The 23,963-nt window shown below is 62.4% G+C and carries 21 protein-coding genes; 14 read left to right on the forward strand and 7 right to left on the reverse strand.

Annotated elements, in window-relative coordinates:
* Window positions 1-4: 4 nt before the first annotated feature.
* The 5 genes from O6P39_RS00375 to O6P39_RS00395 form a co-directional block, all read right to left on the reverse strand.
* Window positions 5-1,963 carry a DUF4105 domain-containing protein gene (locus O6P39_RS00375; RefSeq protein ID WP_275609520.1) on the reverse strand — a complete coding sequence of 653 codons (1,959 nt, stop codon included), beginning with the start codon at window positions 1,961-1,963 and terminating at the stop codon, window positions 5-7.
* The gene (locus tag O6P39_RS00380; RefSeq protein WP_275609521.1) at window positions 1,960-2,295 is read right to left on the reverse strand and encodes a DUF2388 domain-containing protein; all 336 of its coding nucleotides are present in this window, start codon (window positions 2,293-2,295) and stop codon (window positions 1,960-1,962) included. The genes O6P39_RS00375 and O6P39_RS00380 overlap by 4 nt, the downstream gene beginning before the upstream one ends.
* A 37-nt stretch (window positions 2,296-2,332) precedes the next feature.
* The gene (locus O6P39_RS00385; RefSeq protein ID WP_275609522.1) at window positions 2,333-2,626 is read right to left on the reverse strand and encodes a DUF2388 domain-containing protein; all 294 of its coding nucleotides are present in this window, start codon (window positions 2,624-2,626) and stop codon (window positions 2,333-2,335) included.
* Between the two features lie 100 nt (window positions 2,627-2,726).
* Window positions 2,727-3,047 (reverse strand): DUF2388 domain-containing protein, encoded by a 321-nt coding sequence (locus O6P39_RS00390; protein ID WP_275609523.1) that lies wholly within the window; start codon window positions 3,045-3,047, stop codon window positions 2,727-2,729.
* Between the two features lie 89 nt (window positions 3,048-3,136).
* Window positions 3,137-3,322 (reverse strand): DUF1127 domain-containing protein, encoded by a 186-nt coding sequence (locus O6P39_RS00395; protein WP_275609524.1) that lies wholly within the window; start codon window positions 3,320-3,322, stop codon window positions 3,137-3,139.
* 285 nt (window positions 3,323-3,607) lie between these two features.
* On the opposite strand from O6P39_RS00395, the gene O6P39_RS00400 reads away from it, so the two are divergent.
* From O6P39_RS00400 to O6P39_RS00435, 8 genes are read left to right on the forward strand one after another with little or no spacing between them, the layout of a single operon-like run.
* Complete coding sequence (locus O6P39_RS00400) at window positions 3,608-5,044, forward strand: glycosyltransferase family 1 protein (RefSeq protein WP_275609525.1); 1,437 nt, start codon at window positions 3,608-3,610, stop codon at window positions 5,042-5,044.
* Window positions 5,041-6,579 (forward strand): glycosyltransferase, encoded by a 1,539-nt coding sequence (locus tag O6P39_RS00405; RefSeq protein WP_275609526.1) that lies wholly within the window; start codon window positions 5,041-5,043, stop codon window positions 6,577-6,579. Before O6P39_RS00400 ends, O6P39_RS00405 begins: the two co-directional genes overlap by 4 nt.
* Window positions 6,576-7,457, forward strand: coding sequence for a class I SAM-dependent methyltransferase (locus tag O6P39_RS00410; RefSeq protein ID WP_275609527.1), 882 nt, complete (start codon window positions 6,576-6,578; stop codon window positions 7,455-7,457). Before O6P39_RS00405 ends, O6P39_RS00410 begins: the two co-directional genes overlap by 4 nt.
* The gene (locus tag O6P39_RS00415) at window positions 7,457-8,623 is read left to right on the forward strand and encodes an acyltransferase (RefSeq protein ID WP_275609528.1); all 1,167 of its coding nucleotides are present in this window, start codon (window positions 7,457-7,459) and stop codon (window positions 8,621-8,623) included. The genes O6P39_RS00410 and O6P39_RS00415 overlap by 1 nt, the downstream gene beginning before the upstream one ends.
* On the forward strand, window positions 8,620-9,441 hold the full coding sequence (locus O6P39_RS00420) for a class I SAM-dependent methyltransferase (RefSeq protein ID WP_275609529.1): 822 nt from the start codon (window positions 8,620-8,622) through the stop codon (window positions 9,439-9,441). The genes O6P39_RS00415 and O6P39_RS00420 overlap by 4 nt, the downstream gene beginning before the upstream one ends.
* 13 nt (window positions 9,442-9,454) lie before the next feature.
* On the forward strand, window positions 9,455-10,912 hold the full coding sequence (locus O6P39_RS00425) for a hypothetical protein (RefSeq protein WP_275609530.1): 1,458 nt from the start codon (window positions 9,455-9,457) through the stop codon (window positions 10,910-10,912).
* A complete protein-coding gene (locus O6P39_RS00430) occupies window positions 10,881-12,458 on the forward strand; it encodes a hypothetical protein (RefSeq protein ID WP_275609531.1) in 1,578 nt (525 codons plus the stop codon). Before O6P39_RS00425 ends, O6P39_RS00430 begins: the two co-directional genes overlap by 32 nt.
* 3 nt (window positions 12,459-12,461) lie before the next feature.
* Complete coding sequence (locus O6P39_RS00435; RefSeq protein ID WP_275609532.1) at window positions 12,462-13,694, forward strand: hypothetical protein; 1,233 nt, start codon at window positions 12,462-12,464, stop codon at window positions 13,692-13,694.
* Here O6P39_RS00435 and O6P39_RS00440 read toward each other — a convergent pair.
* Both O6P39_RS00440 and O6P39_RS00445 read right to left on the reverse strand, forming a co-directional pair.
* Window positions 13,691-14,740: an acyltransferase gene (locus tag O6P39_RS00440; protein WP_275609533.1), complete on the reverse strand. Its 1,050-nt coding sequence runs from the start codon at window positions 14,738-14,740 to the stop codon at window positions 13,691-13,693. The two genes, O6P39_RS00435 and O6P39_RS00440, sit on opposite strands and share 4 nt — an antisense overlap.
* Window positions 14,741-14,906: 166 nt before the next feature.
* Entirely contained in the window at window positions 14,907-16,595 is a 1,689-nt protein-coding gene (locus O6P39_RS00445) for a hypothetical protein (RefSeq protein WP_275609534.1), read from the reverse strand.
* Between the two features lie 416 nt (window positions 16,596-17,011).
* Here O6P39_RS00445 and O6P39_RS00450 point away from each other — a divergent pair, with 416 nt between their 5' ends.
* From O6P39_RS00450 to O6P39_RS00475, 6 genes are all read left to right on the forward strand, one after another.
* A complete protein-coding gene (locus O6P39_RS00450; protein WP_275609535.1) occupies window positions 17,012-17,917 on the forward strand; it encodes a GDP-mannose 4,6-dehydratase in 906 nt (301 codons plus the stop codon).
* A 209-nt stretch (window positions 17,918-18,126) separates the two neighbouring features.
* Window positions 18,127-19,098 carry a GDP-mannose 4,6-dehydratase gene (gmd, locus tag O6P39_RS00455; protein WP_275609536.1) on the forward strand — a complete coding sequence of 324 codons (972 nt, stop codon included), beginning with the start codon at window positions 18,127-18,129 and terminating at the stop codon, window positions 19,096-19,098.
* Window positions 19,099-19,101: 3 nt separating this feature from the next.
* Entirely contained in the window at window positions 19,102-20,538 is a 1,437-nt protein-coding gene (locus tag O6P39_RS00460) for a mannose-1-phosphate guanylyltransferase/mannose-6-phosphate isomerase (RefSeq protein ID WP_275609537.1), read from the forward strand.
* Window positions 20,539-21,336, forward strand: a complete 798-nt coding sequence (locus O6P39_RS00465; protein WP_275609538.1) for an ABC transporter permease — start codon at window positions 20,539-20,541, stop codon at window positions 21,334-21,336. It abuts the gene before it with no gap.
* Window positions 21,336-22,595: an ABC transporter ATP-binding protein gene (locus tag O6P39_RS00470; protein WP_275609539.1), complete on the forward strand. Its 1,260-nt coding sequence runs from the start codon at window positions 21,336-21,338 to the stop codon at window positions 22,593-22,595. The genes O6P39_RS00465 and O6P39_RS00470 overlap by 1 nt, the downstream gene beginning before the upstream one ends.
* Window positions 22,592-23,962, forward strand: a complete 1,371-nt coding sequence (locus tag O6P39_RS00475) for a glycosyltransferase family 1 protein (RefSeq protein ID WP_275612048.1) — start codon at window positions 22,592-22,594, stop codon at window positions 23,960-23,962. Before O6P39_RS00470 ends, O6P39_RS00475 begins: the two co-directional genes overlap by 4 nt.
* Window position 23,963 lies beyond the last annotated feature (1 nt).

The raw sequence follows: 23,963 nt of genomic DNA on the forward strand, positions 1-23,963 counted from the left end.
AGCCTCAGGGTAACTCCAACCCGCCGGCCGCCTTGTGCAGCGCGCGCAGGTGCGCGCCGATCTGCTTGGTGTTGGCCTCCAGTGCCGCCAGTTCGGCGCGGCGCTCGGGCGTCAGCAGGGCGCGCACTTCGCGGTCGAGGTTGTCGCTGAGCTGACGCAGGCGCTTCTGCCGTTGCTGCGTCTGCTGCTCGAGGGTGACGGTTTCCTTCGCCTGGGGCAGTCCGTAGCCGCCGTCGAGCAGCTCCGCCGGGCGGCTGAGGAAGCCGCTGTCGTCGAGGATCTGCTGCAGCGTCTTGCCGGCGGTGGCCAGCCGGGTGTCGGCGCTCAGGTCGTCGCGGTTGCTCAGGTAGAGCTGCTTGAGTTCGTCCTGGGCCAGCAGCAGCTGGCGGCGCAGCGAGGCCTGTTCGAGCAGGAGCAGGGCGGCGCTGGCGCGCAGGTCGGCCTTGTCGAACCAGGGGCGGCGCTCGGTGGCGGGCAGCGCGAGCCAGTCTTCGACCTTGTCCTGGCGGATGTCCAGGCGCTTCTTCAGCACGTCGAACATAGCCTGGTAGCGGTCGCGGAAGGAGTCGAAGCGATAGCCCAGGCGCAGGGCTTCCTTGGGGTTGTCCAGCACGCTCGGGTCGGCGATCCCCTGGTTCTCCAGCAGGCCGAGCACGCCATAGGGGGTGATGCTGTCCATGTTCTGCAGGCTTTGCCGCTGGATGCCGCTGCGCAGCAGCTTCAGGGTCTCCACGGCGCAGTTGTTGGACAGGAAGTAGTAGTTGCCGTCGTAGCTCCAGTGGCTCTGCGCGGAGCGCTCCACCAGGCTGTTGATCTCTTCGCGGTTCAGGCGCAGCGGGATCGAGGCCAGGCTGCGCAGCTCGACCTTGGTGTATTCCTCGATCACCTGCGACAGCGGCAGCACGAAGAGTCGCGACGGATAGGCGCCGGTCAGGCCGTCCCAGCTGGAGAGCTGCAGGTCGCCGACGAAGGCGCGGTAGGAGAGCACCAGGTGCCGGTCGAGGTCCAGGCGGCAGTCCGGCCCGCGCGGGCGGCCAGGCGCGCAGACGACCAGGCGCAGCATGGTGTGCCCCCAGCGGCTGGCGATGTCGGCGTTGGCCTCGGCGATGAAGTAGTCCACCTCGTAGACGCGCTCCGGGTCGAGGTAGCCCAGCGGCTGCTGGCCGAAGTCGCGGCCGGCGTTGAGGTAGGCATAGCTGCTGGCGCAGGCGTCGTGCGGGCGCTCGCCGAAGCGTGCGGCGTAGTAGCGGTACAGCGCGGGGCGGCGGCAGGCGTAGCTCGGGTCGAGGAGGAAATACTCCATGTTCACCGCGACGTATTCGCGCGGGTTGCTCAGCTCATAGCTGTCCGGGCTGCGCAGGACGAAACGGTTGTGCTGCTCGCGTTCGCCATGTTTGCCGGCGTACTGCGGCCAGCCGGCGAGGTCGAGCAGGCGCGGGTCGTCCGACAGCGTGAAGCGGCGAGCGGTCTGGCCGCGGCATTCGTCGGGCGCGCCGACACGCCCCAGGCTCTTGTCGCGCAGGGTGCAGCGGCGGATGACGCGGGCTTCGTCGGCGTCCCACAGGCGGGCGCGGTCGTAGAGGTGGGTCAGTTCGTGGAGCAGGGCGGCCAGCAGTTCGCGGCGCAGGGTGCCGTGGGTGCGCCCGGTCTGCTGGGTAGCGGCGCTGCCGTCGGTGAGCGCGGCGAGGTAGCGGGTGCTGAGGGCGATGGCGTCGGGGCGCAGGGCGCGGCCCATGCCGTTGCTGGGCAGGTCATCGCGCCATTGCACCTCGACCTTGCGGTCGAGGCGCTCGACGAAGGTGGCCGGCAGGGTCTGCAGGGCCTCGTCCAGCAGTTGCTGGCTGGCCTGGCGCTGGGCGCCGGTCAATCCGTCAGTGTCGAGCTCCAGGCGGAGCGAGGCTTGGCTGCTGGCGGCGACGATCAGTGCAAGGGCCGCCAGCCAGCGGCCAACCCGGAGCCTCACAGAGCGAGGATGGCTTCGGCCAGGGCCTGGTCGGAGGCCTCACGCGCCTGCGGCACGTCTTCGCGCAGCACCTTGAACGCGGCTTCCAGCTGGGCGCCGCGGATGGCGCCGTCGCTGCCGACGAAGCTGGCGGCGTCGTCACGGGCTTCCTGCACGATCTTCATGTCGCGCACGGAGGTGGTGGTGTCCGAGGTGAAGTCGATGCTGCGGGCGAAGGCGTTGGTGGTGATGTTGAACACGCGAATCACCGACTGCGCCTGGGCGCCGGAAGCGCAGGCAGCGAGCAGCAGGCCGAGGATCAGGGGGCTCTTGGGGATCGAGCAGAGGCGCATGGATGTCTCCGAAAGGGCAGCAGGAGCTGCTCACGACTTATTGGGCAAGAATCGCTTCGGCCAGTTCCCGATCATTCGCCGCGAGTGCCGGGTGCTGCTCGCGCAGCCAGTGCAACGCTGCTTCGAGGCGGGCGCCACGCAGCTCGCCACCGGTGGCGATGAACCCTGCCGCATCGTCACGAGCGCTGCGCAGCAGCTTGTTCTCGAACGGCGTGCTGGTCAGTTTGCTGGTGACATAGCTGGTCCCTACCGGGAACTGGGTCGTCTGGTCGAATGCCTGGGCAGGCAGGGCACAGAACGACAGCGGTAGCAGGAGCAGTAGAGGGCGCATGGGCGGAGATGATCGGAAAAGCACGACCGCCAAGGCTAACGGAATGCGTGGCCGAGGGCCAGCGCGACGCGCCGGGCGGAGCGCCCGGCGCGGGGAGGCATCAGATGGTCAGGATGGCCTGTGCCAGCTGCTGGTCGTTGGCCGCCAGGGTCGGCATCTTGGTGCGGATGTGGCGCAGGGCGGCTTCCAGATGGGCACCGCGGATGTCACCTTGGCTCGCCACGAAGGTCGCGGCGTCGTCCTTGGCTTCGAGAACGATCTTGTCGTCCTTGAAGGAGTTGCTGATGTTGGAGGTGGCATCGGAGGTGGCGCCGGTGGCACGTACCGACAGGTCGGTGGTGTAGACGAAGCTGGTGGCGAAGGCGCCGGTGGCGCAGCCCAGCAGGGTGGCTGCGGCGATCAGTTGAAGGCTTTTCTTCATGGAGTGGCTCCGGATAAGGCAAAAAAGGTGGCCGGGAGGCCACTCTACTGGAGCACAGACTAGCCAAGACTGATTCGCATCACCAGAGGTCAGCGCCAGAATGGTTTCGAGATTTCGGCGACACGCTCGCTGGGGCTGATGCCGATGTCGGCCAGTTGGCGGCTGTCCAGCTCGGCCAACTGGCGGCGGGTGCGGGTGTTGTGCAGCCATTGCCGAAGAAGGCGCCAGGCATCGGTCGGTGCGGCCAGGTGCGGGGCGGGCAGGGTGCGTTCCATGGCGATGTCCTCCAGCTGTGTGGGAAGCGAGCGGCCTTGGAGGTCATGATTTCGCACCGAAGGTCTGACTCTCCAGTCACAGCGGAGGACGATTGTTCTGGGTCAGTTCCAGGAAGTTCGCAACTGTATTGCTCTGTTATCGCGCCATCTGTACTCGCGGCGGAAAGGCTCTTGCCAGCGAGCCGAAGAACTGGTGCTATGCACCCCTTCCTTAGAAATTCGCAGTGGCGGCAACGGCTGCATCGATAATAAGAACCGCGCAGGAGCGGGGCCTGCGGTTGCATCATGATGGATACGCTCATTCTCATTGGCTCGAAGATCAGCCAGGACACCATCCACAGCTCGCTGGGCAAGCCGGAGTACAGTTACTACTTCCTGATGAAGGAGTTCGTACCCGCGTTGCAGTGCCTGGGCAGCGTCGTCGAGGTCAAGAGTCTCGACGAAGTCGATGCGCTCTTCGACCTGCACAGCGCCCAGGGACGGAAGGTCGTCTTCCTCAGTTTCAGCCCGCCGCAGCAGACGCCCGAGGGGTTGCGTTGTCCGACCATCCCGGTATTCGCCTGGGAGTTCGACAGCATTCCGACCGAAGCCTGGGGCGATGAGCCGCGCAACGATTGGCGGCGTGTTTTTGCGAGCTCCGGCGCCGCCCTGACCCTCAGTCGCGAAGCGGCGGATGCGGTAAAGGCGGTGATGGGGGATGACTATCCGATCATCGCCGTGCCGGCGCCAGTGTGGGATCGCTTCCAGGGCGAGAACATGGACGATGCCCGCCGCCTGAACCTCTCGGAAAGAATGCTGCGCTTCACCGGCCATGTGATCGATAGCCCGCATCTGGGATTGTCGGCTGACTGCCTAGTGTCGCTGCCGCAGCCTGCCTCCGCTCCGGCAGCAGCTTTGCCGTCCAACGTCCGCTGGCTGACCACCAAGGCCTTGTTCAAGGGGTGGTGGGCCGAAGCGGTAGCCCCCTTCCTGGCGTCCCGGCGCGCGGTTGTCGAAGCCGAGCAGCAGGCGCCGCAACCTGCGCAAGCGGAGCCCCGACAGTTGGAGCTGCGTGGCGTGGTCTATACCACGGTGCTCAACCCCGGCGACCATCGCAAGAACTGGATCGACATGATCAGCGCGTTCTGCTGGGCGTTCCATGACGTGGCGGACGTCACTCTGGTGGTGAAGATGACCCACCACGATCTGGAGAGCTACCGCGTGATGCTGATGACGCTGCTCTCGCGCCTGGCGCCGTTCCAGTGCCGGATCGTGGTGATCCACGGCTTCCTCCAGGACGAGGAGTACCGCGATCTGGTCCGCCATTCGACCTATTACGTGAACACCTCGGTATGCGAAGGCTTGTGCCTGCCACTGATGGAATTCCTCAGCTGCGGCAAGCCTGCGATCGGTCCGCGTCATACCGCGATGCTCGACTACCTCGACGAGGACGTTGCATTCATCGTTGGCAGCGCGCCGCAGCCCGCCAGTTGGCCGCACGATTCACGCGCCCTGCTGCGTGCCTACCTGCACCGCCTGAACTGGGAGTCACTGGTCACCGCTTACCGTGCAAGCTATGCGACCGCCAAGCAGCCCGTGGACTATCGGCGGATGTCCGAGGCGGCGGGGCGCAGGATGCGTGAGTACTGTTCGGTGGAGCAGGTCAGCGGACGCCTCGGCGAGTTCCTTGATGATCAATTGGTGCCCGTTCCGGGCGCCGCGCAAAGGAGCCTGGCGCTATGAGGTTCCTGGTCTATTCGGAAGTCAACGCGGCGACCATCGCTACCAGTCTCGGCCGGCCGGAGTACAGCTATTACTTCGTGCTCAAGGAGTTCATGCCGGTGCTCCGGCAACTCGGCGAGGTCATCGTGGTGCAGGACCCACAGCGCGAGGTCGATCCGCTGTTCCATCGGGCGCTGGCAGAAGGCGAACGCTGCGTTTTCCTCTCGTTCTCGCCTCCGCACAAGACTGTCCGTGGGTTGGTCTGCCCAACGATCCCGGTATTTGCCTGGGAGTTCGACACCATTCCCGACGAGACCTGGCATGGCCAGCCGGAGCAGGACTGGCGCTTCGTCCTCAAGGGACTGGGTCGCGCCGTGGTGCATTCGAACCAGACGGTGCGCGCCATCCAGCGCGCGGTGCGCGATGATTTCCCGGTAACGTCCATTCCGGCACCTGTCTGGGACCGCCTGGAAGGCCTGCGCCAGATGCTGGCTGAGCCACGCCCGGCCAGTGCGGAACACCGTATAAAAGTACCGCGTGGTGTGGTGGTGGATACCCGCACCCTGGACCTGGGACCGTACCGGCCCGGCCCTAATGCTCTGGAAGAATTCATCGCCGCAGGCCAGCCCAAGCCGGTGGTCGGCCCTGCTGCCGAACCTGAAGAGCTCAGGCGACCCGGCCCTCTGCAGGTCGCTCACATCACGGCCCGCTATCTGCTGGAGTGGTATCGCCTGGTCTGGCGCGACCACTTGCCCGCGCCGCTCAGTGGCGCCCTGGCCGCCATCAAGCAACGAGTCCGCCCTGGCAGGCCGCTCCCCGCGGCCTTGCCCGTGGAGACGGTGCCGACCGTCAGCCCTGACCCAGTGGAAACCGGTTGGTGGATTCCGGGAAGTCATGAGCTGGTGCTCGACGGTGTGGTCTTCACCTCGATTCTCAATCCCTACGATGGTCGCAAGAACTGGACCGACATCCTCACGGCCTTCTGCATCGCATTCCACGATGTGCCCGATGCGACCCTGCTGTTCAAGCTGACGCACCAGGAGTACCGCTCGGCCGTCGAGGCCATGCTGACCACCCTGGCGCGCCTGCCTGAATTCCGCTGCCGCATCGTACTGGTGCATGGCTTTCTCGAGCAGAGCGACTTCAACGCCTTCATCGAAGCCAGCGACTTCGTGGTCAATGCTTCCCACGGCGAGGGGCAGTGCCTGCCGCTGATGGAAATGCTGTCCTGCGGGATTCCCGCGCTGGCCCCGCGCAACTCGGCAATGCTGGACTACATGGATACCGAGGTCGGCTTTGTGGTGAACAGCTGGGAGGACGGTACTGCCTGGCCGCACGATCCGCGCCTGGCCTACCGCACCTGCCGTCACCAACTGGACTGGGCGTCGCTGCGTGATGGCTATCTTGCTGCCTATCGTTGTTACCTCGAGACCCCCGAGCGTTATCGCCAACTGTCGGCCAACGCTATCCAGCGCATGCGTGGTCATTGCTCCCAGGCGGTGGCCCGACAGCGGCTGTGCCGCTTGCTGGAGATCGATGCGGAGGCTTGCGCATGAGCCGTGGGGCTGCCTGGCGCAGGCTGCGTGAGCGCTTCCTCGACAAGCCAGAACCCGCCGAGCTGATCCGGTTCGACAGCGATACACAGCGCACTGGCCTGGTGGATGCGGTGATGGGCGGCTGGTTCCGCAATGACAGCCACGAGCTGTTCAAGGGCTTTGCCATTGGCCCGGAGGATGTGGTCCTCGATGTGGGCTGCGGAGGCGGTGGAGCGACATTGTTCTGCGCGCGACAGGGAGCATCGGTGATATTCACCGACTCGGAGGCGGAAAAAGTCGAGGCCCTGGCCGGGAAAGTCGGAGAAACGCCGGCCCGGGCGGCTCGGGGAATCGTTTCCGACAGTCTGCCGTTACCGCTGGATGATGCAACGGCCAGCCGCATCGTTGCGCTGGAGATGCTTGAACACGTCGAGCAACCGGGGGCGATCCTCTCCGAGCTCAACCGGGTGGGGCAGCCGGGGGCCTTGTATTTCCTTTCCGTGCCGGCGCCGCAAAGTGAAACCTTGCAGCGCGGCGTGGCGCCCGACAGTCATTTCCAGCCGCCGAACCATATCAATGTGTTCAGCGAGGCCGACTTCGGTGCGCTCGTCCGCGAGGCCGGGCTGGAGATCGTCTCGCGTCACGCCTACGGGTTCTTCTGGACGCTGTGGATGATGATCTACTGGACCACTGGAAAGGCTGACGGCCAGTCCTTCGAAGGTGCGACCCACGACCTGCTGGCCCCGCCGTATTCGCCCTTGTTGGAAGAGTGGTCGCAGCTCTGGCTCAAGACCATTTCGCTGCCCGGAGGCGAGCTGCTGCGCGAGAAGCTTGACGCCGCGCTGCCCAAGACCCAGATCATCCTTGCTCGCAAACCGGTTGTGCCAGGAGCTGCATGATGGCCAAGGGACGAATCGACGACATCGAGATTCTTCGCGGCTTCGCGGTGTTGTCCGTGGTGTTGCACCATGCCCATGGCAACCTGTTCACCTGGTCCACGCCTGCCCTGGAGCGCTTGGCAGTGTATTTCGGTGGCGGCTTCGGGGTGGATCTGTTCCTCGTCATTTCAGGTTTCGTCATAGCCCGCGATCTCGTACCGCGCCTGCAGGGCTGCACCAGTTCGCAAATGGCCTGCGGGACTGTGTTGTCTTTCTGGATTCGCCGTGCCTGGCGCCTTTTGCCGTCGGCCTGGACCTGGCTGGCGGTCGTTCTGGTGGCCGCCGTGGTGTTCAACGAATCCGGCGCGTTCGGCACGCTGCGGGCGAACGTCGAGGCGACTGTGGCCGGCGTCCTGCAGGTCGCCAATTTGCGCTTCGCCGAAACGTTTGGTTCCCGCGAGTACGGTGCCAGCTTCGTCTACTGGACGCTCTCGCTGGAGGAGCAGTTCTACCTGCTGCTGCCTTTTGTCATCCTGCTTAGCCGGCGCTTTCTGCCGCATGTGCTGATTGCGCTGGTGGCCTATCAATTGCTGGCCGAGCGTACCTTGCTGTCGGTGGTGTTTCGCAGTGACTCGCTGGCTCTGGGGGTGCTGCTTGCGCTGTGGAGCCGGCATTTCTCCTACTCGCTGGCGCGCCCGACGTTCCTCATGCGTGGCTGGCCTGCCGGAACTGTGGTGCTGTCCGTGGCTTTGTTGTTCCTTGGCATCATTGGATCGGATGTGCTGAAGGTGGTGTCCTATCGCTTCAGCCTGCTGGCATTGCTGTCTGCACTGCTGGTCTGGATCGCTTCTTATGATGCCAACCTGTTCCTCCCTTCGGGGCCGTTGCGCCGTTTGATGCTTTGGGTCGGTGCGCGCTCCTATGCGATTTACCTGATCCATGTGCCGGCCTTCATGGCCACGCGGGAAATCTGGTCCCGCCTGCAACCGGGCGCAACTTTCGATACCCAGTACTTCTACCCGTTTCTGTTGACCGCAGGGGCACTGATCGTAGTGCTCGCCGAGCTGAACTTCCGATTCATCGAGACGCCGCTACGCCTGCGCGGGGCGGCGATTGCCCGCACCTTCGCCGATGGTGGCGCCCCGGTTGATCCGGCTCTGCCGGTCGCCGACATGAAGGTCCAATGATGTTGAAGCGCCTTAGAAATGTGTTCGCCCAGCTGACTACCGCTCCTGCGAGCCCGACGCCACCCGAGGCTCCGGCGAACGACTTCGCACTGGTCGACGCGTGCCTGAGCGGTTGGTTCGACGTGGAAGGTGGAGAGTTGCTCAAGGGCTTTCCGGTTCGCCCCGAGGACCGAGTCCTCGACATCGGTTGTGGCGACGGTCAGTTCAGCCATTTCTGCGCGAAGATGGGGGCCGAACTGATCTTTGGCGACATCGATGCCGAGCGTGTCGCCCGTGTGGCTGGCTTGCTGGAGGGTATGCCGGCGCGAGCATTGCACCCGTTGGTGACCGACGCCAACCCGTTACCGCTGCCAGACGCGCACTTGGACAAGATCATCGCCATGGAGGTGCTGGAGCACGTCGACGTCCCGGCCGATTTCATGCGCGAACTGGTGCGTGTCGGCAAGCCTGGCGCGCAATACCTGCTCAGTGTGCCGGATGCCCGCAGTGAGGGCGTGCAGCAAGTGCTGGCGCCGGCCGCGCATTTCCAGAAGCCCAACCACATCAACATCTTCAGCCGCGATGATTTCGAACGCCTGGTGACGGACGCCGGCCTGATCGTCGAGCGGCGCACCTACTACGGCTTTTACTGGGCGGTGTGGTGGGCGTTCTTCTGGGTTTGCCGCAAGGATCTGTCCAACCCGGACCATCCGCTGCTCAACAACTGGGCGAAGACCTGGGCGAGCTTGATGGACATGCCAGAAGGTGCCCGAGTTAAGCGGGCGCTGGATGAGGTCATGCCCAAGAGCCAGGCGATCATCGCGCGCAAGCCGTTCTGACAGGGAAGCCAGCATGCAAGAGGGAAGGGCGCAGGGCGCCATTGTCGACTGTCTGGCCGGCCGCTGGGGAATGTGGCTCGCTGCCCTCATTCTGCTGGTCGTGGTGCTGACCATTCGCCTGGGAATGGGTTTTGAGTTCCCCGTGCCGTGGAACGACGAGACCGCGTTCATTTCACAGGCTTTCGAATTCAGCCGCACCGGCAGCTTCTACGTTTACGGACTGAATACCGAGCGCGTGGTCATGTGGATGCCACCAGGCTACATGCTCCTGCTGGCGGCGGTTTACAAGCTCTTCGGCTACAGCTTCGAGATCTCGCGCTGGGTGTCCTGTCTGCTGTTCCTTGGCGCCTTTGGCACTGCCCTGGGCGTTCTGCGGCAACTCCGGCTCAGAGGCTGGAAGCAGGTCGTCGCGCTGGTGCTGACGCTGCTGGCCTTCCTCTCCCCATACTCATTGGTAATCTCCAACATTGCACGGATGGACGTGCTCTATGCGTTCGTGTTCCTCGCGTCGCTCTGGGCGATGCTGCGCTCGCATTACGCGCTAGGGCTCGCACTGGTACTCATCGGTGCGGTGGTGCATTTCAACGCCGTCTACATGCTGCTGCCCTATGGGGTGCTGATCGGCTGGAAGATCGTTCGGCGCGAGCAACTGGTCATTGGCCCGTTCGAGTTAGCTGCGCTGGTACTGGCCTGCCTGGCCTTGGCCGGATATGGCGTGTTCGTGCTCAAGCATATCGATGGCTTTCTGGAGGACATGAAGTTCCAGTTTGCGTACAAGCTCGAGTCGGCGGTCATGGACGGCCCGACAGGTTGGCTGAAGATCGGCGCCATTGTGCTGCTGGCACTGGGGCAACTGATCATTCGCCGTCGCTTCGCCACTGATGCGATTCTGTCACTCTACGCGGCGGGTTTCATGGCATTGGCGCTTAACGGCCACAGCATGTGGTACCACTTTGCCTTTGTACTTTCCGTGTGGTTACTGGCGCTGAGCCTGCTGCTGGATGTCCAGTCTCTGCGTGGTCACAGGCTTTCCCGGTTGCCGCTGCTGTTGCTGCTGTGCCTGTCCTATCCGTTCGTGACTTATGGCTGGACCAAGACCGAGACTATGGCGCCGCTCTGGCCGCGGAGCGAACTGCTGCGCCGGCCATTCCTGGAAAACGCCGAAATCCAGAAGGTGCGGGCATTCATCCATACCCTGCGTCCCGGTCAGACGGTGTCGTTCGGCTACACGGGTATCGAGCCCTATTTCCTCGGTGACATGGCCAGCGTCGGGGCGCTGTGGAGTGTCCCGATGCACAGCGTGGTCCAAGTGTTCCCCGGCCGCCAGAATGAGTTCCGGGTATTCTGCGACAGCGCGCTGTACCCCAAGTACGTACTCATCTTCGATTGGGACGTCAAGGCGCGGGTCGCCAAGGACACGGGCTGCGAGGTGATCACCATTGCTGGCGGAGCAAAGCAACGTGACGAATAGTTTCCAGACTCAAGCAAAGATCGGCGACGCCCTGTCGCTGCGGACGTTGTGGAGCGGTATCGCGCCGTTGTTGCTGCTGCTGTCGATCGGCCTGTACTTGGTAGAGGCCTGGGCGCCAGCCGAACAGATGGACGACGCCTTCATCTCTTATCGCTACGCGCAGAACCTCGCCGATGGCAATGGCCTGGTATTCAATGTCGGCGAGCACGTCGAGGGTTATACCAACCTGAGCTGGACCTTGGTGGTGGCTGCGGGTATCCGACTGGGTTGGAGTGCTCCCATTGTGGGGCATTGGTTGATGCTGCTGTCCGGCGTCCTGCTGTTGTGGTCGACATTCATCTATGCGCGTCGCTTGTTACCTCAGGGCTCCTGGCTCGCGGGCCTTGCACCTCTGGTGGTGCTTGGCACCAATGCCTTTGCCTGCTGGACTGCATCGGGTCTTGAGTCCGCGCTGTTCGCCGCAACCGTGGTCATGGCGTTTGCCGAACAACTCTCGGGGCGGAGCTGGCGGGTTTCGCTGTGGTGCATCCTGGCGGCGATGACCCGTCCCGAGGGCATGCTGCTGGCTTTCGTCCTGCTGGGCTGGGACTGGCTGAGAGGCGTCGTGACACTGGAGCGCAAGACATTCGGCGCAGCTCTGCGCCTGGCTCTGCCCGGGCTGTTGTTCACCGCGTATTTCGTCGCCCACACCGCGTTCCGGTTGTATTACTACCACGACTACGTACCCAATACCTTCCACGCCAAGGTGGGTGGGATTCCACTGAGTCGCGGTTTCGAATACCTCTATAACTTCGCCGTCGATGGGCCGGGGCTGCTGGTGATCCCGGCGTTGCTGGGGGCATGGATACTGCCACGCTACCGGATCGCATTTGCCTTCACGCTGCTGATTGCTGCCTATAGCGTCTCGGTGGGCGGAGACGTATTCCGTCTGGGCCGCTTCCTGCTGCCGGTGCTGCCATTCCTTGTCGTCGGGGCGCTGGCAGGAGCCCTATTTTTGTATGGCCGCTCCCGACTCGGCGGCGTGATTCTGGGGTTGAGCCTGCCGCTGACAGTGCTGGTGTCACTCTACGGAACCTGGCCGTACAACGCCGATTTCGGCGTCATTGAAAAGCAGCCATTCCCGCAGTCTGCGAAGCGGATGAATGCGCGCAACCATATGTTCTTCGTACCCGAGGAGTGGGTTCGCCAGCGTGCCCGGGACATCGTCGCGCTGCAGCCACCGGTCCATCTGGTCGCCACCATTGGCATCGGAAAGCTCGGGTATTACGCAATGGAGTTGCCGGTGCTGGACCTGGTGGGGCTGACCGATCGCACCGTGGCGCGAAGCGATCGGCATGTCTCAGCCACTCTCATGCTGCCGGGGCACCAACGCACCGATGCACCGTACGTGCTCTCGCAGCGTCCGGATTTCATCTGGATTCCGCGCAAGGGTGACCCCAATACCATGACGCTGCCGGCAGTCGTGGATCTCTGGAATCAGCCCGATCTTGAGCGGGATTACTACTGGGACGATCATTTCACTGCTTACCGACGCAAGCCGGACTGATACGTGAAGCCGCCACCTGAGGTCCCGGAAAATGCCCCGAGTGCGTTGGCTCCGTCACGGCTGATGCCGTGGCTGGTGCTGTGCATCTTTGCATTGTGCGTGATGCGCGGGCTGCGCTTTCCCAATCTGTGGACCTACACGCACTTCCTTTTCGACTACGAGTTCGGCTTTTCCCGGCGTGCGTTGTGGGGAGGCTTCCTGAGCCAGTTTGCCTCGCCCACGCTGCGCTCCTACGGATTTTTCAGTGCCCTGAGCTTCGCCCTGCTGCTGGCCAATCTCGCATTGCTGGCGGACAACCTTCGCCGCCTGGTTGCCTTCGGCGATTCACTGCTTACGGGTTGCGCACTCGTCTTCGCATCCAGCATGGCGGTTGTGATGCTGGCTCATACGATCGGCTACAACGAACAGGTCGGGCTGTTGGTGGCCTTGCTGACGCTGCGCATGCCGGCGTTTTGGCCGCGGCTCGTGTTCGCCTGGGCGGGCCTGACGATCGCGCTGTTGTTGCACGAGGCCACCTTGGTTCTGTTCTTTCCCTGCATCACTTTCGCGCTGGCGTTGGCAATGCCTCGTGAAAAGCCTTGGGTGGAATACCCAGCGCTGGGAGTCTTCTGCCTGTATGGCGTAGCCCTGGCGCTGTTCTTGTCGCGTTTCATCCTCGATGCTGCGCAGATCGAGGCGATGCGTATTCATCTGGCGAGCCTTTCGCAATTACCGTTGCGCCCGGATGCGATCGAGGTCCTTGGACGTACCTCATTCGCACAGATGAAGGTTATGGCAGCTGTCTGGACCAGTGGCATCGGTTGGTACCTGGAGTATCTGAAGTCTCTGCTGGTGACCTGGCCGGTGGGTGTCGTCCTGATCGTTGCGGCTGTTGTCCTTCTGAGGCGTCATGGGCTTGGGTTGCCCTGGAAACTCATGGCGGTTGGCGCGTGCGTTTCGCCGCTTCTGCTGTTGACCGTGGCGTATGACATTCATCGATTCAACGCACAAGCCGTAACCGCCGCTTTCCTGGTGCTGAGCGCCTGCGCTGGCCGCCTTGAACAGGTAGATGCGCCATCTGGCCGCTGGCTGGGGTTGCCGCTGTGGTGCGTGTTCCTGCTGTTTCTCAATGGTATGTCGTCGATCTATCTCTTCGAGGATTACCAGGTCCGCAGCTTTCCGTTCGCGGATGTCCTGAAATACCTTCAGGACCTGGCGTCAGGCCTACAACCGTTTCCCCCCATACCCCGCGGCTAGACATTCGCTTGCGGTGCTTGCGCCATGCTCTGGAAACCGCGCCGCTGCAGCCGATAGTCGTCGATCACGGCCTGCAGTCTCACCAGCAGCCCTGAGATGCCCAGACAGATCGCAATGGCCAGTGGAATTCTCAGACCGCTTTGACCCTGCCCGCCAACCAGCTTCTCGCACAAGAAGAACGCCAGGAAATGGCTGATGAAGATGGGGTAGGCGAGGCGCCCCAGGTAGTAGTCAGCGACCTTGATCCAGCCATCAGGGGTCGTCTTCAACGCGGCAGAGACTAAGGGCCAGGCCAGCACGGCTCCGAGCAGTACCTCCATTGCGTGGAGATTGGCGAATAGTCGGAATGTAGGGGCGATGATCAGCAGCATGATCAGGTAGATGGCCCACGCCGCCTGTGCTGCGCGCTGATAGTAGATGTCCGAGCCCTTGGCGTAGGCACAGCCCATAAGGAAGAAAGCCAGTACGCCGAAAATGAATCGGTAGCCGAAGTTGTCGCTGTTGAATGCGCCACTGCTGAAGAATAACGCGCCGACCTGGATCGACAAGGTTAGGCCGAACAGGATGATGAAGCCTCGCTTGGGCAGAAGAAAAATTACCGGCAACAGCAGGTAGAAATGGAATTCGCTGGCCAGCGACCAGGCCGGTGGAATGATTGGGTGCGGCAGCATGCTGTCGACGACCAACGGCGGAAACACATAGTTGGCAGGAAGCAGGGCCAGGTTGAGCGCTATCTTTTGCAGGCTGGGCTCCTGGTTCAGGAACAGGATGTGCTCGGCGGGACCGAGCCAGGCGATCGAGGCGAAACTAGCGAGCACGACGACGGCATATTGTGGGAACAGCTTCAGCAGCCGGTCCGCATAGAACGTTCTGATCGGGGTGGGCGAGTGCCTTGCGAAACGCTGGTAACTGCGCTGCATCAGGTAGCCGCTGGTGAAATAGAACGTAATGACGGCGACTACCCCGGGGTTGAAGGTGAAGCCTGCGCCAGTTGTGTGCGAGAGCAGCACCAGGATGGCCAGGATGAAGCGGGTGATACCCAGCATGCTTGCTCCCGTTGTCTTGTTGTTATGCCTATAGCCGCAGCAGGCTGATGCGATGGATCGTCAGGTTACCCGTCGCGCCAAGGCGGTTGCGGACTTCCGTTTCACGGTACTGATCGCTGGCGAGCACGGCACCCATCACTTCCCGCTTGCCGTCGGTGTCGGCCAGTCATTCCAGGCTCAGCGTCCGGAGTGCCATGGCCAGGATCCTCGGGTCGGCAGACGGCGGGCGATGAGCATCGGGAAGCTCGAACGTCAGTGTGTTGAGGCCGGCAGTCAGTTGCTCCGGCGCTACCTTGAGTTCGATGACCTGATTGGGGCCGCTCCATACGCCTTGCCCAAGCACTGTGCCGTTCAGGCTGATCGTCAATCTCTGCTGCCCCAGGAAGTCGGCCTTCAGGCGTACCTGGGCGGGAAGGGCGTTTGGCCCGGCATATTGGAAGAGAATCTCGGCCCGTGGTCCGTCGGTCCAGCGGAATTCCGGTTCTGCCGTCGAGAAGCCTACGAAGCCGACCTTGTCTGACTGGAAGTCCAGGTCGAAAGCCCTGGGCAAGGGCTCGATACTGCGCATCTGGAACTCGACGAGACGCGCCTTGTGCCGCGACGGGGAGTTCAGGAACTGCGGGTACTCCCAGTTGAAGAGGTACTCAGGGTGCTCGTCGATGTTCGGCTCCACGTTCCATCGAGCCGTATAGGGGTTGTACAAGCCTTGCCAGGTATTCACGAAGATGGCGAAGACGCCCAGTACGAGGAGCGGCACATACAGCCAGCGGCGCCACTCCCGGGCCAGTGCAAGGCTTGCGAACATTCCCGCGAAGAGACCTGGCAGCACATCGACCATGAGGCGCGGGCCATAGGACCAGCCAGCCCACCAATGGGGGAACCTCGAGATGACGATCCAGTGCGTGATGGGCCATGCCAGGGCGATCAGCAAGAGCAGGCGATAGCGCCGGGCGCGGATTGCCATTGCCGGCAGGAGCAACAGGGGCAGCAGCAGGAACGGTGAGTAGACCAAGAGGCCCCTGGCCGGGCTCAGCAGGTTGCCGTACAGCGCAGTGCCCGGGCTGTCATTCTTCAACCGGGAGGGCAGGTAGTAATCGGGCAACCACTGGGCGAGTTCGTGGAAACTCCAGGCGCAGAACAGCAGCAGCGAAAGCGCAAGGGCGGCCCCGGCCTTCAGCGCCGCGCGTGGTTGCCGGTGCAGGAGATACAGCAGGAGGAAAGGGGCGAGCAGGGCAAGGGTGGGGCGGCAGAAGTAGGCGAGGAACAGGCTGACGCCAATGGCGACGCTGACCAGGGTGTCGTTCGCAGGCATTTTCCTGAGCGCCAGGTAGATGGCGAGGCTTGCGAAGAACACGGCGAAATCATGGGACCAGAGTGCGGTGGCCAGCATGCTGGCGTAGGAGCTTCCGAGCCAGCACAAGAGTGCGAGCAGATAACTGCTGCGTCGGTCCAGGAACAGGCGTGCGGTCCGGTACAACAGCATGAGGATGCCCGCGGCACAAAGGCCCGCCAGGGCTATCTGCATTGCGCCCTCATGGTTGACCATGTCCACGCCTAGCGCGTTGGCCAGTCCAACGGCGGGTGCGCTGAGTACAGCGCTACCCAAGGGAAAGAAGTAGTAGAAGTGATCGTTCTTCTGCTGGACTACATAGCCGTAGCGCTGCAGTACCGAGCTGCCATAGCTGTCGAGGCGCATCTCGCCATGCTGGGCCAGGGCCTGGCTCAACAACAAGGTGCCACGTGGGTCGCTGGTGGTGTTGCGATTCTGTGCGGTCAGTACGATACACAGGACCAGAGCGCCAGCCAGCATCCAGAGCGCATGACGAAAAAGGTTGATGGACGCGTTGTTGTTCATGTCGGAGGGAATCCCATGGAACGATCGAGGTTCAGTCCAGGAATCCCCGCGTCATCCGGAGCGCGGTTCCACAACGTCTGCGATGTCAGATGTTCGCGCATGAGGTCGTCGTCATTTTGTTTGGAATCATGGCGTCGCCGGTCATTTTTTATAATGGCTGAACGTTGGTTATCTGGTTGCGATCATCGGCAAAATCTGGTGGATTGTTGATTATTCTGCCAGCTGTATTCAGGGGTTTTCTTTTGCCGGAAAGTCGGCATGCTACAGCAGCGCTTTCCCATCGAATACCAAGAAGGCGCTGCTGATACATCGAAAAGAGCCTTCGCTGCATGCACCCATGCTTCATGCGGATCGAGTGACTGGCCAGTCAGCCATTAATGGCTTCTTTCCTTCAAAACAATCAGAGAGACTGCCCCTTGGACAAGCGACTACTCGTGACAGGGCTTTCCGGTTTTGTTGGCGCACATTTGCGTGCGTCTCTGCCGGCTGGATGGCGGCTGCTTGAGTTGCCGCGTGTGGATCTTCGCGATCCCGAAGGCTTCGACGCATACCTGCGGGATGGTCCACCGGACGCAGTGATCCACTTGGCCGGCCAGACCTTCGTGCCGCAGGCATTCCGCGACCCGGCAGGAACGCTGCAAGTGAACGTACTGGGAACCCTGAACCTGCTGGAGTCGCTCAAACGGTGCGGTTTTTCCGGAGCCTTTCTCTATGTCAGCTCTGGAGATGTTTACGGCCAGGTGAGCGAGGAGCAATTGCCCATTACCGAGGAGCAGTTACCCAGGCCACGGAACCCCTATGGCGTCAGCAAGGTCGCGGCGGAGCTGTTGTGCCAGCAGTGGAGCTTCACCGAGTCGTGGCGCATGATGGTGGCACGCCCGTTCAACCATGTGGGGACGGGGCAGAAGGCGGATTTCGTCCTGCCCGCGGTGGCCAGGCAACTGGCGCGTATCCGGTGCGGCATGCAGGTCCCGCGTATCGAGGTTGGTGACATCGATGTCACCCGCGATTTCCTCGATGTCCGGGACGTGCTGGCGGCCTATTTTGCGCTGCTGGAGCATGGACGCAACGGCGAGGTATACAACGTCTGCTCGGGACAGGAGTCCCGGGTGCGCGACCTGATTGGCCGGATGGCTCGGCTGGCCGAGGTCGAACTGGAGATTTGCCAGGATCCGCAGCGTCTGCGGCGCGCGGAACAACGTCGGGTCCGTGGCAGCCATGCGAAGCTTGGGCAAGAGACAGGATGGGCGCCAGTGATCAGTATGGAGCAGACGCTCCGGGATATTCTGGCGGACTGGGATGTCAGGGTGTTGCAGGAGTAAGTCCTTCGCTGTGGGGGAAGGGCCTGGGCCAGGTGACTGCCAATCACCAGTGATATCGGTCGCGGAAGCGCCACGAGCGTGCAATGGCCGACAGTAGTAATGCTCCACTCGGAGACCATGAAGGGCATACCCCGCCTGGCAGGGAATCCGGAATAACTAAAATCAACTCGCAGACCATGATTCTGTGAGACATCACGGATGCTAGAAGAATGACAAAAAGTGCACTGATCACCGGTCTGACCGGCCAGGATGGCGCCTACCTTGCAAAGCTGCTGCTGGAGAAGGGGTACAAGGTCCACGGATTGGTCGCCCGTCGCAGTAGCGACACACGCTGGCGCCTGCGTGAGCTGGGCATCGAGTCCGAAGTGGCCTACCTCGAGGGTGATCTGGCCGATGCCTGTTCCGTCCAGCGCGCCGTCATCAAGGCCAAGCCGGACGAACTCTACAACCTGGGGGCGCAGAGCTTTGTCGGCAGCTCTTGGGACCAGCCCGTCACCACCGGTATCGTCGATGGCCTGGGGGTGACGCACCTGCTGGAAGCCATTCGCCAATTCAGCCCGGAAACGCGCTTCTACCAAGCCTCCACCAGTGAAATGTTCGGCCTGATCCAGGCCGAGCGGCAAGACGAAAACACGCCGTTCTATCCACGTAGTCCCTATGGGGTGGCTAAGCTCTATGGTCACTGGATCACGGTGAACTATCGCGAGAGCTTCAAGCTGCATGCCTCCAGCGGCATCCTCTTCAACCACGAATCTCCGCTGCGCGGCATCGAGTTCGTGACGCGCAAGGTCACCGATGCCGTGGCACGCATCAAGCTTGGCAAGCAGAACGAACTGCGCCTGGGCAACATCGATGCGAAACGCGACTGGGGCTTTGCCGGCGACTACGTGGAAGCCATGTGGCGGATGCTGCAGCAGGACCAGCCGGATGATTACGTGGTCGCCACCGGCGTAACCACCACCGTGCGTGAGATGTGCCGCATTGCGTTCGAATACGTCGGCCTGAAATACCAGGACCACGTTGTGATCGATCCTGCCTTCTTCCGCCCGGCGGAAGTGGATGTGCTGCTGGGTAACCCGGGCAAGGCCGAGCGCGTATTGGGCTGGAGCCCGCAGACCAGCCTGGAGACGCTGATTCACATGATGGTTGACGCCGACCTGCGTCGCGTCGGCAAGGAGTAAGCCATGCTCATTCCCGTCATTCTCTCCGGTGGCGCCGGTACACGGCTGTGGCCGGTATCCCGCGAAGGTCAGCCGAAACCCTTCATGGCAATGCCCGATGGGCAGTCCCTGCTCAACAAGACCTATCGGCGCGCGGCTGGCCTACTGGGTGGCGACGGGAGCATCGTCACGGTGACCAACCGCGACTACTACTTCCAGAGCAAGGACCATTTTCAGGCCGCCAAGCTGCGTCAGCGCGGCCACTTCATCCTCGAGCCGACTGGGCGCAATACGGCACCCGCCATCGCGGTCGCGGCCTTGGCGCTGCGTGCGATGTACGGCGATGACGTGACCATGGTGGTGATGCCGGCGGATCATCTGATCCGCGATGTCGAGGCGTTCGCCAACGCCGTGGAACACGCGGTCGAACTGGCTGCACAGGGGCGACTGGTGACCTTCGGTGTAGTCCCCACCTCGCCGGAGACCGGTTTCGGCTACATCGAGACCGGAGACGCGCTGGACGCCAAGGGCGGCAGCACGGTGAAACGCTTCGTCGAAAAGCCCGATCTGGATACCGCCAGGCAGTTTCTCCAGGCCGGCACCTTCCTCTGGAACTCGGGAATGTTCTGCTTCACCGTCGGCACCTTCATCAGCGAGCTGGAAAAGCATGCGCCCCAGATGTTGGCGCAAGCCATCGACTGCCAACTGGCGAGCCAGCCGGAGGAGATGGGCAATGTGGTCCAGCAGGAGCTGCCGCACGAGCATTTCTGCAACCTGGAAGACATCTCCATCGACTATGCGCTGATGGAGCGTTCCGATCGTGTCGCCGTCGTACCCGCGACCTTCGACTGGAGCGACATCGGCTCCTGGACCGCCATGAGTACGCTGGTGGACGCGGACGCCGACAACAATCGCGCGGCCGGTAACGCCATCTTCGTCGATAGTCGGGACAACTATGTGCAGAGCGAGGGGCGTCTGATCGCCACCGTGGGCGTCGAGGGGCTTATCGTGGTCGAAACCGCCGACGCCATCCTGGTCGCTCGCGCGGATCGGGCCCAGGACGTCCGCAAGGTGGTCAAGCAGCTCAAGGACAGCGAGAACGAGGCATACCGCCTGCACCGCACCGTGAGCCGACCCTGGGGTACCTACACCGTCCTGGAAGAGGGACCCCGGTTCAAGATCAAACGCATCGTAGTCAAGTCCGGGGCGTCGTTATCGCTGCAGATGCACCATCACCGCAGTGAGCATTGGGTCGTGGTGCAGGGTATGGCGAAGGTCACCAACGGCGAGTCCGTACGCCTGGTGAACAGCAACGAATCGACCTACATCCCCGCAGGGCATCGTCATCGCCTGGAGAACCCGGGTGTGATCGATCTGGTGATGATCGAGGTGCAGAGCGGCGAGTACCTGGGCGAGGACGACATCGTCCGCTTCGAGGATATCTACGGAAGGGCGCGCTAGATGTTGTTGGCTGTTTCGCGTTCGGTCTGGTCCTATCGAGGCTTCATCGTTGGCAGCGTAAAGCGCGAGTTCCAGGCGCGATACCGAAATTCCATGCTGGGCGCCCTGTGGACGGTGCTTAACCCATTGGCGATGATCCTGGTCTACACCGTGATCTTTTCCCAGGTCATGCGCGCTCGTTTGCCGGGTGTGGATGATGGCCTTGCCTACAGCGTGTTCCTCTGCGCCGGACTGCTCACCTGGGGACTGTTCGGCGAGATCGTCGGACGCAGCCTGACGATGTTCCTGGATAATGCCAACCTGCTGAAGAAGCTGAACTTCCCGCGCATCTGCCTGCCGCTGATCGTCATCCTTAATGCAGGGGTCAATTTCGCGATCATCCTGGCGATTTTCCTCGGCTTTCTGACGATCACGGGACGATTGCCGGGCATCGCCCTGGTTGCATTGCCGGCATTGCTGGCGATTCAACTGCTGTTCGCTGCCGGTCTGGGGATGGTGCTGGGTATCCTGAATGTCTTTTTCCGTGATGTCGGACAGTTTTTCGGCATCGCCCTGCAGTTCTGGTTCTGGCTGACTCCCATCGTCTACCCGCTGTCGATCCTGCCGCAGGGTATCCGTGCGTTGGTCGAACTCAATCCCATGACCGCGTTGATGCACGCCTACCAGGAACTCTTCCTCAAAGGCGCCTGGCCCGAATGGTCGAGCCTGCTGCCCGTTGCCGTGCTGGGGTTGCTGCTGTGCGTGTGCGGCATGGCGTTGTTCCGTGCTCGCTCGGGCGAGATGGTGGATGAGCTCTGATGGGCAGAATCAGCGTCAGCGGCCTGGGCAAGGCCTATAAGCAGTATCCGACGCGTGCCTCGCGCATGCTGGAATGGCTCTGGCCAGCAAGGCCGCGCCATAGCCTGCACTGGATTCTCCAGGACCTCGATTTCGAGGTGGAAGCCGGGGAGGCCATCGGCATCGTTGGGGTGAACGGCGCCGGCAAGAGCACCTTGCTGAAGATGATTGCTGGTACCACCCAGGCCACCACCGGGCGTATCCATGTCGAGGGGCGGGTAGCTGCTCTGCTCGAATTGGGCATGGGCTTCCACCCAGACTTCACCGGGCGGCAGAACGTCATCATGGCGGGGCAGCTGCTGGGTTTGAGCGTGGAGGAAATCCACGGCCTGATGCCGGACATCGAGCGCTTTGCCGAAGTCGGCGACGCCATCGACCAGCCGGTGCGGACCTACTCCAGTGGCATGCAGATGCGTCTGGCCTTCAGTGTGGCGACCGCCCGCCGGCCGGATGTGCTGATCGTCGATGAGGCGCTCTCGGTGGGTGATGCCTACTTCCAGCATAAGAGCTTCGAGCGTATCCGCAGCTTCCGCCGCTCCGGCACCACGCTGCTGATCGTCTCCCATGATCGTAGCGCCATTCAGTCGATCTGCGACCGTGCGCTTCTGCTCAATGGTGGAAAGCTGGTCATGCAGGGCAACCCCGAAGCGGTGATGGATTATTACAACGCTCTGCTCGCCGAGCGGGAGCGGAGTACCGTGCGCCAGGAAATGCTTGCCGATGGCAAGGTCAGGACCATCTCTGGCAGTGGTGAGGCGGCGATCCTTGGCGTGCGCCTGCTTGATGAGACGGGCAAGGAGCAGGACCTGGTGGAAGTAGGTCAGCCTGTGCAGATCGAGGTCGAGGTCGAGGTGCGCGAGCCGGTGGAGCGACTGGTGCTGGGGTTCATGATCAAGGATCGATTCGGCCAGCCCATGTACGGTATCAACACCCACCGCATGCAGCAGGCTCTGGAAAGATTGCAAATAGGCGAGCGAGTCACCTACCGCTTCGCCTTCCCCATGCGCCTGGGCAAGGGCAACTATTCAGTCGCTTTCTGCCTCTCGCGCCTGGACTCGCATCTGGATCGCAATTACGAGTGGCGTGACTACGGACTGGTATTCCAGGTCATGAATCTACGCCAGGAAGACTTTGTCGGCAGCACCTGGCTGGATGCGAGCATTGATATCGAGCGTACGTTGCCTGGGCCCCTCATCCGCAATACCCGGAGCTTTTCCTGATGCGCCTGCTCGTCGAATGCACCTACGTCTTCGAACATCCCCATGTGAACTCCGGCATTCAGCGGGTGGTGCGCAATGTCATCGGCCATCTGGAAAATGTGCACAGCGACGTGGAGTGCGTCCCCGTGGTGTTCTTCCGCGGTCGCATGCACCGGGTGTTGCAGTTGGCGCCGCTGTCGACCGAGAACATGCCCTGGCACAGCGGGATGAAAATCGCCCTTGAGCAGTTGCGCAACAACTACTGGATGTGGCATGCACGGTTGGAGCGGCGTTGGCCAATGAGCCGCTGGCATAACGCCCGGAGGGCGTTGTACGTGCTGGCCAAGCTCGCGAGTCTGTCGATCACTGTGCCGCTGCGTTTCGCCATGTTCGCCTCGCGCAACCACGTGGTGCCCGAGCGCATGGCGCCACTGGAGGTGCTGCCGGGCGACCAGCTGTTGCTGCTCGACTCGTCCTGGCATGCCGACTTCTTCCCGGTGGCCGAAAGCCTGAAGGCGCAGGGGGTGGGGCTGGTCTCGGTCATCTACGACCTGATCCCCTGCACTCACCCGCAGTTCTGCGATGCAGGCCTGGTGAAGGTGTTCGACCGCTGGTTCGACTGGATCGCCGAAATGGCAGATGGCTTCATCTGCATCTCCACTACCATTCGCGATCAGGTGCGAGCCGAGATCGTTCGCCGGCGCGGCGAGGATGTGGCCCGACAGCTATGGTTCGAACACTTCTACCTGGGCTCCGAGCTGGACCTGGTGCACGACCAGTCCGAGCTGGACGGTGAACTGACCCGGATGTTCGACGAGGGCGATCCGGTTTACCTGATGGTCAGCACCATCGAGCCGCGGAAGAACCATGCCTATCTGCTGGATGCTTTCGAGCGCCTCTGGGCCGAGGGCTCGCGGGCCCGGCTGTGCATCATTGGCCGCATTGGCTGGAAATGCGATGCGCTGATCGAGCGCATACAGAACCATCCGCAGCTCAATCAACGCCTGTTCATGTTCAACAAGCTTAACGACCGGGGCCTGGAGTACGCCTATGCGCATGCCCGCGCATTGGTCTTCCCCTCGTTCGTCGAAGGCTTCGGACTGCCGTTGGTCGAGGCGATGCAGCGTCGATTGCCGGTTATGGCCAGTGATATCCCGGTATTCCGGGAGGTCGGCGGCGATTTCGTCGCCTACTTCGAGCTGGAGCGCCCCGAATCCCTGGCATCCCTGGTACAGGAATTTGAAACCAGCGACCGCTTCCCGGCGACCCGCAGCGTGCGCGACTGGCGCTGGCTCAGCTGGCGCGATGCCAGTCAGCAACTGGTGGATCGCGTGCTGCATGCCTTGAAACTGCGCCGCCAACCGCAGCGTGAAGTGGAAGTGATCTGAA

This window comes from Pseudomonas sp. PSE14 (assembly GCF_029203285.1).
Taxonomy (GTDB): Bacteria; Pseudomonadota; Gammaproteobacteria; order Pseudomonadales; family Pseudomonadaceae; genus Pseudomonas.